Origin of the sequence: Vibrio sp. B1FIG11 (assembly GCF_905175335.1) — a bacterium.
GTDB lineage: Bacteria > Pseudomonadota > Gammaproteobacteria > Enterobacterales > Vibrionaceae > Vibrio > Vibrio campbellii.
This window is the reverse complement of record NZ_HG992752.1, coordinates 1,116,027-1,132,883: the sequence shown is the minus strand read 5'-3', so window position 1 is coordinate 1,132,883 and position 16,857 is coordinate 1,116,027. Positions and strand designations below refer to the sequence as shown.

At 44.7% G+C, this 16,857-nt stretch carries 16 protein-coding genes; 13 read left to right on the top strand and 3 right to left on the bottom strand.

The genetic code is table 11. From position 1 onward, the window contains the following. Positions 1-53 precede the first annotated feature (53 nt). The 5 genes from KHO06_RS21920 (at position 54) to KHO06_RS21900 (ending at position 5,304) form a co-directional block, all read left to right on the top strand. On the top strand, positions 54-1,052 hold the full coding sequence (locus tag KHO06_RS21920; protein ID WP_212582503.1) for a helix-turn-helix transcriptional regulator: 999 nt from the start codon (positions 54-56) through the stop codon (positions 1,050-1,052). Positions 1,053-1,599: 547 nt separating this feature from the next. After that, on the top strand, positions 1,600-2,931 hold the full coding sequence (locus tag KHO06_RS21915; protein ID WP_005427103.1) for an amidohydrolase family protein: 1,332 nt from the start codon (positions 1,600-1,602) through the stop codon (positions 2,929-2,931). Between the two features lie 79 nt (positions 2,932-3,010). Then, positions 3,011-3,643, top strand: coding sequence for a DUF3299 domain-containing protein (locus KHO06_RS21910; RefSeq protein ID WP_038889608.1), 633 nt, complete (start codon positions 3,011-3,013; stop codon positions 3,641-3,643). Between the two features lie 111 nt (positions 3,644-3,754). Continuing rightward, complete coding sequence (locus tag KHO06_RS21905) at positions 3,755-4,981, top strand: carbohydrate porin (protein WP_212582502.1); 1,227 nt, start codon at positions 3,755-3,757, stop codon at positions 4,979-4,981. Positions 4,982-5,085: 104 nt separating this feature from the next. Then, complete coding sequence (locus KHO06_RS21900) at positions 5,086-5,304, top strand: DUF6500 family protein (RefSeq protein ID WP_051118657.1); 219 nt, start codon at positions 5,086-5,088, stop codon at positions 5,302-5,304. 48 nt (positions 5,305-5,352) lie between these two features. Here KHO06_RS21900 and KHO06_RS21895 read toward each other — a convergent pair whose 3' ends face one another. Further along, on the bottom strand, positions 5,353-7,056 hold the full coding sequence (locus KHO06_RS21895; RefSeq protein WP_212582501.1) for an FAD-dependent oxidoreductase: 1,704 nt from the start codon (positions 7,054-7,056) through the stop codon (positions 5,353-5,355). 151 nt (positions 7,057-7,207) lie between these two features. On the opposite strand from KHO06_RS21895, the gene KHO06_RS21890 reads away from it, so the two are divergent. From KHO06_RS21890 to KHO06_RS21880, 3 genes are read left to right on the top strand one after another with little or no spacing between them, the layout of a single operon-like run. Beyond that, complete coding sequence (locus KHO06_RS21890) at positions 7,208-7,501, top strand: metalloregulator ArsR/SmtB family transcription factor (RefSeq protein ID WP_005536098.1); 294 nt, start codon at positions 7,208-7,210, stop codon at positions 7,499-7,501. Positions 7,502-7,527: 26 nt separating this feature from the next. Beyond that, complete coding sequence (locus tag KHO06_RS21885) at positions 7,528-7,929, top strand: hypothetical protein (protein WP_050905247.1); 402 nt, start codon at positions 7,528-7,530, stop codon at positions 7,927-7,929. Positions 7,930-7,943: 14 nt separating this feature from the next. Beyond that, entirely contained in the window at positions 7,944-8,384 is a 441-nt protein-coding gene (locus tag KHO06_RS21880) for a YeeE/YedE family protein (protein ID WP_212582500.1), read from the top strand. Between the two features lie 36 nt (positions 8,385-8,420). On the opposite strand, the gene KHO06_RS21875 is transcribed toward KHO06_RS21880, so the two are convergent. Then, entirely contained in the window at positions 8,421-9,284 is an 864-nt protein-coding gene (locus tag KHO06_RS21875) for an endonuclease/exonuclease/phosphatase family protein (RefSeq protein WP_212582499.1), read from the bottom strand. Positions 9,285-9,592: 308 nt separating this feature from the next. Here KHO06_RS21875 and nrdD point away from each other — a divergent pair, with 308 nt between their 5' ends. Both nrdD and nrdG read left to right on the top strand, forming a co-directional pair. Beyond that, positions 9,593-11,713, top strand: a complete 2,121-nt coding sequence (gene nrdD, locus KHO06_RS21870; protein ID WP_005427114.1) for an anaerobic ribonucleoside-triphosphate reductase — start codon at positions 9,593-9,595, stop codon at positions 11,711-11,713. 85 nt (positions 11,714-11,798) lie between these two features. Next, a complete protein-coding gene (gene nrdG / locus KHO06_RS21865; protein WP_005435220.1) occupies positions 11,799-12,269 on the top strand; it encodes an anaerobic ribonucleoside-triphosphate reductase-activating protein in 471 nt (156 codons plus the stop codon). A gap of 148 nt (positions 12,270-12,417) precedes the next feature. Here the strand turns inward: nrdG and KHO06_RS21860 are convergent, their stop codons facing one another. Then, on the bottom strand, positions 12,418-13,803 hold the full coding sequence (locus tag KHO06_RS21860; protein ID WP_212582498.1) for an MATE family efflux transporter: 1,386 nt from the start codon (positions 13,801-13,803) through the stop codon (positions 12,418-12,420). Positions 13,804-13,958: 155 nt separating this feature from the next. Between KHO06_RS21860 and KHO06_RS21855 the strand changes: the two genes are divergently transcribed. The 3 genes from KHO06_RS21855 (at position 13,959) to KHO06_RS21845 (ending at position 16,849) form a co-directional block, all read left to right on the top strand. After that, a complete protein-coding gene (locus tag KHO06_RS21855; RefSeq protein WP_212583420.1) occupies positions 13,959-14,816 on the top strand; it encodes an AraC family transcriptional regulator in 858 nt (285 codons plus the stop codon). A gap of 155 nt (positions 14,817-14,971) precedes the next feature. After that, the gene (locus KHO06_RS21850; RefSeq protein ID WP_005427076.1) at positions 14,972-16,159 is read left to right on the top strand and encodes an amino acid aminotransferase; all 1,188 of its coding nucleotides are present in this window, start codon (positions 14,972-14,974) and stop codon (positions 16,157-16,159) included. A 12-nt stretch (positions 16,160-16,171) separates the two neighbouring features. Then, complete coding sequence (locus KHO06_RS21845; protein ID WP_005427116.1) at positions 16,172-16,849, top strand: ATP-dependent zinc protease; 678 nt, start codon at positions 16,172-16,174, stop codon at positions 16,847-16,849. Positions 16,850-16,857: the final 8 nt, after the last annotated feature.

The window sequence follows — 16,857 nt, the reverse complement described above, 5'->3', positions numbered from 1 at the left end:
GAAGTTTGTGCTTAAACTAAAATAATCCTCGGTATTTTAAGATGATAGCTTGCATGCCCAACACTGATATTCCTTTGGTTCATTCGGAAGAAGTAAAGCTTTTTGCCACTATGCTCAATGAGCTGGATGGCGATATTCACTCCTTACTTGAATCCGCACGTATGCCACAGGATATCTTATCCACCCAATCCCCTGATGCGTTTGTGCCAGAGAGTGCATTAAAATCGGTATTCCAAACCTTAGGTGAACGAGCATCACCAGAGAAGTTTGCTTTGCTTACTTGGACGCTTTGCCACGATATCTACGTTCCTAGGTTTGCCAATCAAATTACTCAAACGCACTCACTTAAAGCGGCATTGGAAGAAGTCTCCCAACTGCTAAAACAGATCTCAGATAATGTCAGTCTTTCGGTCGTATCGCGGGGCGGTAAATGGTGGCTCGTCAGAGAAAAGCAGGACGCAGAAAGAGAATGGTTTCGTTATGCCGAAATGTTCTCCGCCATGTTCATGAATGAACTGCTCAAAAAGCTTTTGGGTTCACAATGGCGATTGGCTGAAGTCGGGATTCAAGATCTAGAAGCCGAGCCATTCAATCTATTACCGGGAATGAAGAGCGCGCAGTTCTTTACTGGTAGACCGGTTACTGCCATCTCGATTCCTAATAATTGGATTAACCAGCCGATTGCTTTTACGCCATCTCAAACTGCACCAAGCACGAGTTTTCGTGGTGAGGATGATAAGTTCAGCGATGCGTTAGCAAGGGCGCTGACACCTTATCTCTCGATGGGTAAGATCTCTATCCAGTTTGCTGGTGAACTGATCGATATGAATGCTCGAACCATTCAAAGACGGTTGGCGAGCGAGAACACAACTTATCGAGAAGTTATCGAAGGCTTAGTGCTTAAACAAACGCTGGAACTGTTAGCGGACCGAGACCTCAGTATTACGCACATTGCACTTAAAACAGGCTATTCAGACTCAGCTCACTTCACCCGCGCGTTTAAGCGAATGATGAATCTTACGCCTAAAGCTTACCGCCAATCTTTGTTGTAATTATTAGGGTCTGTTTATCTTTCGTGGTTAAATTTTGTTCGAGATAAAAGCGTTTTAATCGCGACGAGTCGATTGAAGCCTAGTGGTTCTAAGCAAAATTGACTCAACAAAGAGTAAAACGCTTTTAGCCGAACCCTTTGGGCAGCGTTTGTAGGTGCTTTCTACTGCGTTATCGGCTTATCAGGTAGAATAACTACATATCAAAGCCTCTGCCTTGCATAAAACACCTACAAACTGCTGCAAAACTCATCACGAAAGGTCAACAGACCCTGACACATAAAGCCTCTGAATTTTTGGAGGTTTTGGTGTGAATTCACGTTTCAGAAGAATATCCGCATGTTGTCGTGTAAAGGCAATTAACCCTGCTTGAACTTCTTCATTATTACTCCTAGTTTTAACGTAAGCCGTCTGTTTCATATGTACTTTTTGTATTTGGTGATCATTTGTTTTTGGTTATCACTGAATCAGGCGCCCTCATAACACCACTGTTCTTGCAGGGAAGTTATAGGAAATGGACCCCAACTATCCAAAAAGCGTAGGTGTAATAATGACAATTTCTAAGAAGAACCTTTCTTTCGTTGCGCTATCTTGTGCATTTGCCTTAAACGCGAATGCAGCATCGACACTGTTTACTAACGTTGATGTTTTCAATGGCACCGATGAAAAGCTACTTCAAAACCAGAATGTCTTAGTCGTGGATAACATGATTAAGGAGATCTCACCGAAGCCCATTAAAGCTGATAAGCAAACAACGACAATTAATGGCGAAGGCTTAACCATGATTCCTGGCTTAATCGACATGCATTCCCACATGTGTATTCAAGAAGGCATGTTGGTAGGTAGAGATGGTTATGATCAAATGGCGATGGGGGCTCGTGCCCATGTTTCCATGATGCAGTATCTCGACCAAGGCTTTACGACGGCTCGTGATGCTGGCTGTAATATTCTTGGTATCGCGAAAGCCATCAATAACGGTTTACTTGAAGGGCCGCGATTGTTCCCTGCAGGCGGTTTCTTGAGCCAGACTGGTGGTCACGCGGATACCGGTAGCTTTAACGATGTTCCAGGACGCGTTGACGATCTTGAACGCCACGGCTTCGGCTATATCGTCGATGGCGAAACAGAAGCTCGTCGTGCTGCACGTCAGAACCTACGTTCGGGCGCGACGCAGATTAAAATCATGGCTGGCGGTGGTGTTGCGAGTGAGTTCGATCCAATTCACATGACGCAATTCTCTAAACAAGAGATGGAAGCGATTGTAGGCGTAGCCGAAGATTACGGTACCTACGTCATGGCGCACGCTTATCATGATCGTTCGGTTAACCGTGCCATTGATGCTGGCGTAAAAGTGATTGAGCATAACTTCTTAATTTCCGAAGAAACCATTAAGCGGATGAAAGAAAAGGGTGTGGCACTTTCTGCACAAGCAGTGATGTCTCTCGAAGCCTTTGCTGAACCTGAAAAGATCACCTTCTTCAGTCCAGATCAAAAAGCCAAAGCGACCAAAGTAAACGAAGGCGCGAAACAGATGTTTGAATGGGCGCGTAAATATGACTTGTTGATTGTTACGGGTGGCGATATGTTCGGTCCGGCTTACAACACACGTCAAGCAGACAACATGGTTTGGATGGAGAAAGTCGGATTTACACCATATGAAATCATGAAGATGGGCACATCGAATGCAGCAGAAGTGCTGAGTTGGTCGGGCGGCATGAACCCATATAAATACGGTAAACTTGGCGTTGTGGAGCCTGGTGCTTACGCTGATGTGGTGCTGGTGGATGGAAATCCTCTGCAGGACATCACAATTCTTAACGATTACCAAGATAAATTCAAAGTAATTATGAAAGACGGGAAGATCCACAAGAATACCTTGTAGTAAACTCTTTCGACTATTTGGGGGCGCTGGATGTCCCCAAATTTTTCTCTAAAAGACAAAAAACTATTCAAGGGAACGTATGAAGAAGTACCTATTGGCTGGCTTAGTTTTGCTGGCTTCATCAAATGTATCCGCCGATCAATTAAGCTGGGAGCAATTATTGCCAGTGAATGTTCCTCAGATTGAAGACCCATTTGTAAAACTCACAGACCAACAACTTTTTGAACTGGGCTCTCTTGCAAGATATCGCGATTCTCAAAATCTTAATGATCAACAAAAGCAAACCATGAAAGAGTTAGAGGACAGTTTAAAGGCTGACGACTTAGACATTGAATGGTTGTTTAAAAAGCGCGAAGAAATTACTGAGCATCGTCGCATGCTCGCATCGATGCCAAACGCAACGCTAACAGAAGACACTTATGAAATTCCTGGCTTTGTAACGCCAGTAGAATTTAACAATGACGTTGTCACAAAATTTTTCCTTGTTCCAACCATGGGGGCGTGCATCCATACGCCACCGCCGCCTGCAAACCAAATTGTTTTGGTCGATTATCCAAAAGGTTTAAAGCTGACTTCTCTTTACGAGCCAATCTGGGTGAAAGGGGATCTTCATGTGAAAAAGACCAAAGCAGATGTTTCATACTCTGATGGTGCTGCAAACGTAGAAACCATCTACCAAATGGACGAAGTTTCAATTCGACCTTACCGATAAGAGTACACCACCGAAAATACAAAAAGCAGTGAGCTGTCGCTTAATGGCAATTTTCAAAACTCTGAATCATTAAACTCTTTTTCTAGAAATCAATTTAATGAGAAACCAGACATGAAAGTAACTGTTCCAAAGTTTAGTTTTATCGCTCTTTCACTTGTAATGGCGTCATCGGTTAACGCGGCAAATTTCGGTAGCCCTGATACGGTAGACAATACCATTGCTGAAAATGCTCGTGAAAAACGCACTTGGCGAGAGTCATTAGCGGAAGATCATAACTTAACGTTTGGTTTGGATTACCAAGCGCTTGGCTTAACGGCTTCTGACCCACAAAGTGGCGGTGAAGATACCGCAAGCGCTGGTGTTGCTCGCTTCTACGGTAGTTGGAATCTGATCGGCCTTGATTCTGGCAATACGGGCGGATTAGTTTGGAAAGTCGAACATCGCCATGCTTACAGTGATTTGTCACCGAAAGAATTTAGCTTTATCGGTAACGGTTTAGGTTACGCGGGCATGATTGGTCCTGCATACAGCGATCAAGGTGCTCGTCTAACTAACCTATATTGGAAACAAAAGCTCAATGGTGGCAAAACCGCGTTCATGGTGGGTTTCTTAGATACTACGGACTATGTTGATACATACGCTTTAGCCAGTCCGTGGACAGGATTCAGTAACCTTGCATTCAGTACTGGCGGTGGTTCCATTGGTCTACCGGATGATGGGATTCTAGGTTTAGCAGTGGGTCACATGCTGACTGATAACTTCTATATGGTTGCAGGTGTGGCCGATGGTAAAGGGCGTTCAGATGAACCATTTGATGGCTTCGATACCTTATTCAACGATCATAAATTGTTTACCACGTTCGAACTGGGTTGGACGGCATCACAAGATCAAATCTATACCGATAATGTTCACCTAACCGCTTGGCATTTGGATGGCGGCACGCAGCATAACTTAACGAATAAAGACAGCGGGCAGGGTATTAACTTTTCAGCAAGCTACTTTGCTACAGAGCAATTAATGCCATTTGTTCGCGGCGGCTTTTCGGAAGGTGATGTGGCGCTTTATGATCGCTCCCTAACGGTGGGGATGGGTTACTTTGGTTTAGGTACACCAACCAACAACCTAGGCTTCGCGGTTAACTGGAGCCATGTAAACGATAACCTAGAACACGCTTATGGTGTGGATGACTCTGAACAGTTCACCGCCGAGCTTTACTACAACATGCAGTTGAACGACTACATTCAAATCACACCGGATATTCAGTACATCAAAGACCCAGCATTTTCGAACAAAAGCAGCACTTGGGTATTAGGTCTTCGTGCGAGAATATTCATCTAGATGATTATGTTTATTTGCCTTATCAAGAGTAACTGTATATAAATACAGTTACTCTCGTTTGGGTTAATTTTGCTATCGCAAAGAGAAAGGGAAAGGGAAAGGCAATGAACATCGCGTTAAGAGACAAAATCATTCAGGTGTGTAAGAAGAAAATAGAGCAGAAAGGCGACAATGTTGGCGTGTCCTTTTATGCCTTTTTCGCTAATAAGAATGACAACCCTGCGTTACTGATGGAAGCAGCGACTTGGTGGATTCAAACTCATCAACTCGATCACTTCGAAAAAGCAACCAAGATTATTCATTTAGTCGAATCCGAAATGTAGAAAGGGGCACATAACGTGCCCCTTTGTCTAACTAAGCAGAATTAGAGATTAAGCTTTTGCGAACTTATAGGTACGGTAACCGCCAAGTAGGTTACGTGCTTTAAATCCTGAATTGACCAGTTGACGATAAGCGACGTTACCGCGCAAGCCGACCTGACAATAAATCACGATCTCTTTGTCTTTAGGCAGTTCATTCATACGTTGGCGAAGCTGGTCGACAGGAATATTGATCGCGCCTTCAATGAAACCTACGGATTCTAATTCTCCCGGATTACGAACATCAAGCAGCACTTGATTTTCTGACAGGTTGTCGATTTCATCAAAATGAATCGCTGTTGCGTCACCGTTAATGATGTTATTCGCAACGAAAGCCGCTTGGTTAATCACATCTTTCGCTGAACCATACGGCGGCGCGTAAGTGAGTTCAAGGTGTTGCAGTTGTTCTACCGTCATACCAGCACGCTGTGCAACTGCCATTACGTCGATACGTTTATCAACGCCATCTTTACCTACGGCTTGTGCACCTAAAATTTTGCCGGTTGCTGGATCAAACAGCATTTTGAACGACACAGTTTCTGCGCCAGGGTAGTAACTCGCGTGGCTTGCTGTGTGGACATACACTTTTTCATAAGTGATGTTGTCACGTTTAAGCTGCTTCTCATTTTTACCAGTAGAAGCGACGGCTAAATCGAAGATCTTACAGATCGCCGTTCCTTGTGTACCTTGGTAAGTTTCTTGGCGGCCAAGCATGTTGTCTGCTGCCATGCGACCTTGACGGTTTGCTGGCCCTGCCAGCGGAACAAGTGTTTGTTCGCCAGTGACAAAGTCTTTCTCTTCAACCGCATCACCAACAGCGTAGATAGAAGGATCGCTGGTCTGCATGTACTCGTTGGTGTAAATACCGCCTAGTGAGCCAATTTGAAGTCCGGCTTCTTGCGCGAGTTTTGTCTCAGGGCGAACACCAATCGCCATGATCAGGATATCGGTATCAAGCTGGTCACCATTGTTTAGAGACAGCGTCAGTTTTCCTTGAAGGTGTTGGTGTGCGTCATCTTCACCCGCTTCTATGTTCGCGATAGATTGGTTCGCCACATACTCAACAGAAGATAGAGCAACGCCTAAACGTAGGTCGATACCTTTCTCTCGGATTTCAGCATGCGCAAAGCCTGCCATTTCTCGGTCAACGGGCGTCATCACTTGATCCGCCATTTCAACTAATGTGGTTTTTACGCTAAGCTGGTGGAACGCTTCCATCATTTCCAAACCGATAAAACCACCGCCAACGACCGTAGCGTGTTCAACTTTGTTGGTTTCGATCGTTTTAATGATGCGATCCATATCTGGAATATTGCGCAACGAGTGCGTTAGTGGGTTATCAATCCCCGGAATAGGCGGCACAACTGGACCTGCACCAGGACTGAGTAGAAGAAAGTCGTAGCTCTCTTGGTATTCTGAACCATCAAGCAGGTTCTTAACCGTAACCGATTTGTCTTGGCGGTTAATTGAAACCACTTCGTTCATCACACGCACATCAACATTGAAACGCGCTAAAAAGCTTTCAGGCGTTTGAAGAAGCAGTTTGCTGCGTTCTTGGATATCGCCACCAATGTGGTACGGCAAGCCACAGTTTGCAAATGATACAAATGGACCGCGTTCAAACATGATGATTTCTGCGTCTTCACTAAGACGACGAGCGCGAGCTGCTGCAGATGCACCGCCAGCAACACCACCAATAATCACGATTTTGCTCATGGATTTCTCCTACTGAATGATCGAAAACGCCTACACCTTACTTAATTGAATTAGCTATGTCTAATGTTATTTGTTCTACATTAGCATTGACTTAATAATATTAATTAGTAATATCTAATAAAAGTTAACGTATTGATGAAGGGGCATAAGAATGGGCGACAGTATGCTACAAAGCGCGACCGAAGCGAGTGAGCTACTTAAAATAATGGCTCATCCAGAGCGCTTAATCGTGATGTGCAAGCTGATCGAAGGTGAAAAAGGGGTCGGTGAGCTGTTTGAAGGCTCAACATTAAGCCAATCTGCCTTTTCACAACACCTCACCGTATTGAGAAAACACAACATCATCAAAGCACGAAAGGTTTCTCAGCAGGTGTTCTATTCGATTTCTGATGGAAGAGTCGCTCCGCTGATCGAAGCGTTTAACCAAGTTTTCTGTAAGCAGTAATTCAAAACTTTATACAGGTGGTTGTTATGTTTGAAGTTCCTTGGGTGTCGCTTTTGGGCGGGGTCATGGTTGGCGCATCAGCGGTAGTATTGATGCTTTTCAATGGCAAGACCGCGGGAATCAGCGGGATATTAAATGGCGCTGTTGAGAATGCCGACAGAGTTTGGCGAATTGTGTTTTTAATTGCGATGGCATTGGGTGGTGTGTTTGCCGTTTATGTTCTTGGCGGGCATGTACCAACTGAGTACAGCGGCAATCTTGGTTTGGTTGTAGTAGCTGGTTTGTTTGTTGGGGTGGGTACGCGTATTGGTAATGGTTGCACAAGTGGTCATGGCATTTGTGGGATGGGGCGTTTCTCTGTCCGTTCCGTCGTTGCGACGTGTACTTTTATGGCCACAGCCATGTTAACCGTCTTACTGGTATCGTGAGGAATAGTGTCGTTATGAAAACTCACGTAATGAAAAGTATTAAACAAATTTCCATTGTCGCATTTTCTGGTGCGCTTTTTGGCATTGGTATGGTGATTTCCGGTATGGCTGATCCGGCGAAAGTGATTGGCTTCCTAGATATTACCGGAGCTTGGGACCTAAGCTTAGCCTTCGTTATGGGTGGAGCACTTGCGGTATTCGTTCCTGCTTATCTTTTATTAATAAAGCCAAGAAGCGAATCTGTGTTTGGTGATGAGATTTTATGTCCAACTTCTAAAACGATAGACAAAAAGCTAGTTGGTGGTGCAGCTCTGTTTGGTATTGGGTGGGGCTTATTGGGTGTGTGTCCTGGTCCTGCGGTTGCCAGCCTTTTTACTGGCAACACACAAGTCTTGCTCTTTATAGCGGCAATGTTGGTTGGGTCATTCACTGCTAAAACAATGGTTCGTCGCTAAAGAGCGAACTTCAATGCTAAAAAGAGTATTTCAACATTAAAATGAGAGCGTCGTAGAAACCGGGCAGTGATCACTCAGTTTATAATCGAGCACATCTTGTGTTTTGAAAACGGTTTGAACACCAGACGACGCCTTTAAGTCACCACTCACAATGATGTGATCGATCACAGAGCGGAATTGGTGAGTTTTCTTCGGATTACGATTAGAACGCACTTTACATTCCGCTTTGGTATTTTTGGTCACTAGCTTTGCATCGGTATTGTCCGATAGCACTTCCCATAACCAATCTCCTCGATAACCCAAATTGTGGTTAAAGTCGCCAAGCACTACATATTGTTGTTTGTTGTCCTCACGCGCTTTTATCCATTTGGCTAGTGCCTGTCCCTGTTGTTTCACTATCTTACAATCGCGGTTATTGCGATACGCACCACTGCAACCAGCTTTTAGGTGCACAGAGAGTAGGTGAGTTTCGTTATCTTGGTCTGGATTCAAAACAAGGTAGCTAGCGAAGCGGAGCTTGCTGTTACCTCGTGTGATAGAAAAGTCTGGCTTGTCCAACACGCTCATACCATTACGTACCGCAAAACCTGTGTATTGATTGGTGTCATTGAACTGAAGGTGTCGGTTAGAGGCGTTTGAACGATCGGAAAGATAAATAGTGAAGTCATTGCCAACGGCTTTTTGGACAGCAGCGGCACTCTCGACTTCTTGAAAAGCGAGAATGTCGGCTTGTGTTTTATCCACATAGTGGTTCAGCTTTTCAAAATCTTGTGGTGTTCTTGACACTTTTCCACCATCTATAGATAACCATTCAATATTCCAGCTGGTTAAGTTGACGGAATTTTGAGCAAATGAAAAAGAACTAAAAAGTAATATCGTCGTAACAAAAAGTGATCGCATTTTGGTCTGTTGCACTCCTATTATTTAGCGCATTCCTTTCCATCCTTTATCCTATAAGACCTCGAAAAAAAGCAAGTGGATTTCGCTCCAATTTTGCAATTTTCACAGTTTTCTTCGCAACTGAGATCAACGCCAATAAGATCGATTTGTTCTTGTTCGCTACCCATTTTTTATTGATCAAAATCAATGTTTTCAATTGGTGCTTCTCGTTAAATACGCCACAATATATTGTGTCATCAGAATAAGAAATAACCCCATATAGTGTATTTGTGGATAAGTCTGTGAGTATTTTGGGGTAAGGAGAAAAAGTGAAACCAATCGTAATCAAGCGTGACGGCTCAAGAGCTCCGTTTAACAGGGATCGTATCCAAGCAGCAGTAGAAGCCGCAGCGGAAAACAAAGACAAAGATGTCGCCATTTATGCACTAAATGTTGCTCTGGCAGTTGAGTTACAGCTTCAGGATCACGATGAAGTTCACATTCATGAGATTCAAGACTTAGTCGAAAATGAACTCATGCAAGGTCCTTACAAAGCCCTAGCACGTTCTTACATTGAATACCGCCACGATCGCGACATCGCTCGTGAGAAGCAAAGCGCACTAACTCGCGAAATCGAAGGTCTGATTGAAGAAAGTAACCTAGACCTAATCAACGAGAATGCGAACAAAGACGGTAAAGTAATTCCGACTCAACGTGACTTGTTGGCTGGTATCGTAGCGAAACACTACGCGAAGACGCACATCCTTCCTCGCGATGTGGTTCAAGCGCACGAAGTAGGTGATATTCACTACCACGATTTGGATTACGCTCCGTTCTTCCCAATGTTTAACTGTATGCTTATCGATCTTAAAGGCATGCTAACGCACGGCTTTAAAATGGGTAACGCTGAGATTGATACTCCAAAATCAATCTCGACTGCAACAGCAGTAACGGCACAAATCATTGCTCAAGTAGCGAGCCACATTTACGGCGGTACAACCATCAACCGTATTGATGAAGTTCTAGAACCGTACGTAATCACAAGTTACGAGAAACACCTAGAGATTGCAAAAGAGTGGAACATTGCTGAGCCAGAAGAGTTCGCAAAAGCGCGCACTGAGAAAGAGTGTTACGACGCTTTCCAATCTCTAGAATACGAAGTAAACACGCTACACACGGCGAACGGTCAAACACCATTCGTTACGTTCGGTTTTGGTCTTGGTACAAGCTGGGCATCACGCCTTATCCAGAAGTCTATTCTGAAGAACCGCATTGCAGGTCTAGGTAAGAACCGTAAAACAGCGGTATTCCCTAAACTTGTATTCGGCATCAAAGATGGCTTGAACCACAAATCAGAAGATCCAAACTACGACATCAAGCAACTTGCGCTTGAGTGTGCGTCTAAGCGTATGTACCCAGACATTCTTAACTACGACAAAGTAGTAGAAGTAACGGGTTCATTCAAAACACCTATGGGCTGCCGTAGCTTCCTTGGTACTTACGAAGAAAACGGCGAGCTGATTCACGAAGGTCGTAACAACCTTGGCGTAGTGAGCTTGAACCTTCCTCGTATCGCTATTCGTGCAAACGGCAGTGAAGAGAAATTCTACGAGCTTCTAAACGATCGCCTACGTCTTGCACGTAAAGCACTAGAAACACGTATTTCCCGTCTAGAAAACGTGAAAGCACGTGTTGCTCCGATCCTTTACATGGAAGGTGCGTGTGGTGTTCGTCTGAAAGCAGACGACTCAATCGCAGATATCTTCAAGAACGGTCGTGCGTCTATTTCTCTTGGTTACATCGGTGTACACGAGACAATCAACGCACTATTCGGTACAGAAGCGCACGTTTATGATGATGCTGTTCTACGTGAAAAAGCAGTAGCAATCATCAAGCACCTGAAAGACACAGTAAACGGTTGGGCAGAAGATACTGGTTACGGTTTCAGCCTATACGCAACGCCAAGTGAAAACCTATGTAGCCGTTTCTGCCGCATCGACGCGAAAGAGTTCGGTGTAATTGAAGGCGTAACAGACAAAGGTTACTACACCAACAGCTTCCACCTAGATGTTGAGAAGAAGGTAAACCCATACGACAAGATCGACTTTGAGATGCCTTACCCAGAAATCTCAAGCGGCGGCTTTATCTGTTACGGCGAGTTCCCGAACATGCAACGTAACGTTGAAGCACTAGAAAACGTATGGGATTACAGTTACACCCGCGTACCTTACTACGGTACAAACACACCAATTGATGAGTGTTACGAGTGTGGCTACAACGGTGAGTTTGACTGTACAAGTAAAGGCTTCACTTGCCCAAGTTGTGGCAACCATGACTCAACCAAAGTGTCAGTAACACGCCGCGTTTGTGGCTACCTAGGCAGCCCAGATGCGCGTCCGTTTAACTTCGGTAAGCAAGAAGAAGTGAAGCGTCGAGTTAAGCACCTGTAAGGTTCACTCAAGCTCAAACCCAATAATGAAAATCAACCTGTCGTGGGTTGATTTTCTTTTCTAGCCAGCAAAACAAGGCACGATTATGAACTACCACCAATACTATCCAATCGACGTTGTTAACGGGCCAGGTACACGCTGTACGCTATTTGTGTCGGGCTGTGTACACCAGTGCCGCGGCTGTTATAACCAGTCGACACAACGTTTGGATTCTGGTGTGTTTTTCACGCAAGAAGCGGAAGACAAAATCATTGCAGACCTAAACGACACGCGCATCAAACGTCGTGGTTTATCTCTGTCTGGTGGTGATCCTTTGCATCCAGCGAACGTGCCACACATTCTTAAGCTTGTAAAACGCGTAAGAGAAGAGTGCCCTGGCAAAGATATTTGGGTTTGGACAGGGTACACGCTTGAAGAGCTAGACGATGCGCAGCGCGAAGTGACGCAATACATCGACACATTAATCGATGGCAAATACGAGCAAGATAAACGAGACCTCAATCTAGAATGGCGAGGCAGCTCGAATCAAATCATCCATCGATTCACTGAGCTTTAAAGGTTCCAACTCAAGAAAAACCAGATATAAAAAGGGCACATTCGGAAATTTCGAATGTGCCCTTTTGGTGTGAGTTCTTTAAAGCTATTCTTTAAAAACAAAGAGTTATTTTAGCTCTTAGTTGTATAACCATAGCACAATTTTATAGTTACGCTGTCACGCTGGCGTCATCATCAACCATGTTATTAATCCATCGCTTAGACTGAATTCGGTGAGTCGTTAGAATGCCTTTTACTAATTCTTCGACCAGTAGCGACATCAACACCCAATGCAGCGGTAAACCTAACACCATCCCAGTGTAGTAGGTAAGCGGAATGCCAATCGCCCATTGACCAAATGTGTCAATGAAGATGCTATAGCGAATATCAGCGCCACTTTTCAACACGCCGCCAATACCAACCATGTTGAATACTCGAAGAATCATGCCTAATGCGAGTACCAAACATACATTTAACGCCATTTGCTTGTCTGTGAGCGGGCTCATCTCTAACAAATTCAAAATCAAAGGCGAACAAACCCATACGGCAAAGAACAAAATGGTTGCCAACACTGCGCTCGTTAATACATACCACCAAGCGGTTTTCTCTACACGGTCATATTGTTGGGCACCAATGTCATTCCCCAACAGTACAGAAGCGGCAACAGCGAATCCCATAAAGGTTGAAATCAATACACCTTCAATTGGTGATAGAAACGAGATAATCGCCAGTTCGGTTACGCCTAATTGACCGTAAATGATGCTGTAGACAATCAAGCCGCCAGTCCACAACGCATCATGGATAAGCATTGGCATTGAGACTTTGAAATATTTGTTTCGGTACTTCTTTACTGTGCCTTCAAGCCAATCTGAGCGAGTAGGGAGCAGATGTGAATATCGGCGACAAAAGAAGTACACCAGCACCGCAGTTTGGAAAAAGCGTGAGATAAACGTACCGACAGCAGCCCCAAACACCCCCCATTGTGGAAATCCGAGTAAGCCAAAGATTAAAACCGCATTGAGGAAGACATTCACAACGATGGCAGCAATACTGACGTAAGTTGGCATCTTCGCTTCACCGACGGATCTCAACACCGACTCAATGGGAACAACGACAGCGGTACCTATGAGACTCAAGCCAGTCACTACTAAGTATTCTCTCGCATAGCCAACATACTCAGGATCGTCCGCCATAAAAGAGACGATCTCTTTGTCATAAACCACGTACAGCCAAATAAATGGCAAAGTCACCACTAACGAAATAAACCAAGATTGCGCTAACGTTCTGCGTATGCCAGAAAGGTTTCCAGAGCCATAATACTGAGAAGCTAAAACCGTCACTGCGCCGCACAATCCAAACACTACGGCGAGGTTAAAGAAAAAGATTCGGTTACCAACGCCAACCGCGGCTGTTGCAGATTCACCAAGTTGGCTCACCATAAAAATGTCCACCGCGCCGAGCAGTGAAAACAGCATGGATTGCAGTGACACAGGGACGCCGATCGCAATCAGTTTTTTCCAAAATGCTTTGTCTATGTATTGACGTGTTAAGAGCATCGCATTTCTCCTCTAAGAACAATGCGAGTAGTTTATCCGTATGATTTGGCGGTGTATTTTTCGAAGACATCCAAAAGTTTTGTCAAACTATCCAGTCTTTATCGGTGGTTTGGTAGAACACGTTTGCCGTGAGTGCATTTGTGAGCCATCGAATCATGGAAGAAAAGCAAGAACGTTACACCATTTCAGAAAAGACCTATCAAGAGTTCATCGACCACACTCGCGTACTTGCTCTTGAAGAAAGGGGGATCGTCCAATGCGGTATTGCCACTTGCCGAGATTTCTTCTCCGTTTATCGCAAAAACCAGAAAAAACACATGTTGCTCTATACAGTTCGCGGTAAAGGTTGGCTGGAGAGTGGCGCTTGCCGTTATGAACTGGAGCCAGGATCGTTGATGATCGTGCCAGCAGGTATTGAAAATGGCTTTGGAATGGAAGACGAAACGTGGCAAATCGCGTGGGTGTTTCTTTCACAAGATAAAGAATGGCCGATGGTGAATGAAGAGATTGAGTATCAACTTACACCAGCACCAGAAGTGATGTATTTCTGCATTCAGACTCTATTGCGTAGTATCAATCTACCTATCGATTACGGCGGTGAAGTCGGTGCACACAGCGTTGCCCAGTTAGAGCTCATGCTGAATATGCCGCACTCAGATTCCATATCACGCAACCAGTTAAAGTTGCGCCGCGTGTTTGATTTGGTTCAGAGACAACTCCATAAAGAATGGACGGTAGAACAACTTGCAGCCTTGTACCCATGCTCTGAACCCCACTTGCATCGTTTGACCCAACAGCAGTTTGGACGAAGCCCAATGGCACACCTAACTCGGATGCGAATGGAGTATGCTGCGCGTTTGTTGCGCTCAACAGAATGGTCAATTCAGCACATCGGTGAAATAGTAGGGTACCCAACGGGCGCCAACTTCAGTACACGATTTAAAGCTTGGTCGAGCATGACGCCACGTGAATTTAGGAAAAACGGCAAGCTAGATTCAAACTTCAATGAGTGAATCGTTCTTTTTATGACCGATTGAGCTCATAAAATTCCCCAGTCACCAGAATTTTGTACTCTAATTGGCGAAATGTGTGAAAAATCGTTTCGCCATTTATAACGAAAGTGTTACCGTGAGGTTCGATACTTGAATTTCAAAGGGTTATGACTTTCATGTTTTCTAATCTACCAACTCCCGTATTAGATCCTATTTTATCTCTTTCCGTCGCATACCGCGGCGATGAACGTCCAAACAAGGTTGACCTTGGTATTGGCGTGTACAAAAACAGCGCTGGTGAAACGCCAATCATGAAAGCCATTCAAATGGCACAAGAAGTGGTTGTCGAAAACCAAAAGACCAAATCCTACGTTGGGCTTGCAGGCTGTGAAGAATTCAACCAAAGCATGATCGATCTACTTCTGACGGGCACGTCAGCAACAGATCGTGTGGCAGCGATTCAAACGCCTGGTGCAAGTGGTGCGTTGCGTATGCTGGGTGACCTAATGAAGGTAGCACAACCAGATACGACGGTTTGGATTTCAAACCCAAGCTACGTAAACCACAAGCCAGTGATGGAAGCGGCTGGGCTTAAGGTGAAGTTCTACCATTACTTCTCACCAGAAACGAAACAAGTTGATACGGCGAAAATGCTAGAAGACCTATCTAAAGCAGGTCCTTCTGACGTCGTCCTTCTGCATGGCTGTTGCCACAACCCAACGGGTGCAGATATTGATTTTTCTGCGTGGCAAGCGATTACAGAGCTTTCACAAAAGAACGGTTTTACCCCATTTGTGGATATTGCTTACCAAGGTTTTGGTGACGGTCTAGAGGAAGACGCAAAAGGTCTCCGCTTTATGGCTGACAACGTTGAAGAAATGCTGATTACAACCTCATGTTCTAAGAACTTTGGTTTGTACCGTGAACGTACTGGTGCTGCAATTGTGATCGGTAAAAACACGAAAGACGTGGCAAATGCAAAAGGTAAGCTTCTTACATTAGCTCGTTCAACTTACACTATGCCGCCAGATCACGGTGCTGCATTGGTGAAAACCATTCTTCAAGATGCCAACCTTACTTCAGTTTGGAAACAAGAATTGAACGAAATGCAGCAACGCTTGCTGAATCTTCGTCAAACTTTGTGTAACGAATTGAGAAACAACCATAATACAGATCAATTTGATTTCATTGAGAGTCACAAAGGCATGTTTACTGTGCTAGGCTTTAGTGAAAACCAAATGGCGCAACTGCGTGAAGATTATGGCATTTATGGTGTCGGTGATGGTCGTATCAACATCGCTGGTTTGACCGAAACTCATATTCCTTACGTTGCTGACGCGATCCAAAAAGTATCTCAACGTTAATTGGGAGAGTTAATGAAGAACTGGAAACTGATTCTGCCGCTAATGATGAGCGGTGGTCTTATTGCTTGTACGTCGACACCGACGACCACTGAGCCTGTTGAGCCAGAAAAACCAGTCGTGGAGCAACCGGTTGAAAAGCCGGAAGTAAAACCTGAAGTAGAGCCAAAACCTGAGGTGAAGCCGGAACCAAAACCGGAAACGAAACCTGAGAAGAAGCCAGAACCTAAACCAGAAAAGCCAGCTAAGGTACAGAAAACACCTGATGGCATGCTGATTCTAGGTGCGGAAGAGTGGGTGCACATTCCTGCTATTAACCAGACTTTCAAAGGTCGTGTTGATACCGGTGCAACAACATCTTCAATCAGTGCGACTGAAGTGGTTCCATTTGAGCGTGACGGTAAAGATTGGGTTCAGTTCAAAATTGACATCAACGGTAAGGCGAGCAAAGAGTTCAAACTGCCTGTTGAGCGCTGGGCTAAAATTCGTCAATCTTCTTCAGAAGACGTCGACAAGCGCCCAGTTGTGGTTGCCTACATCCAAGTTGGCGACTTAAAAGAACAAACCGAGTTTACGTTAACAGAGCGTGGTCATATGAAGTTCCCAATCTTGTTGGGTCGTAGCTTCTTCCGTGACGTTGCGGTTGTGGATGTATCTAAGAAATACGTTCAGAACAAACCAAGCGGTAAGTAATCCAATAC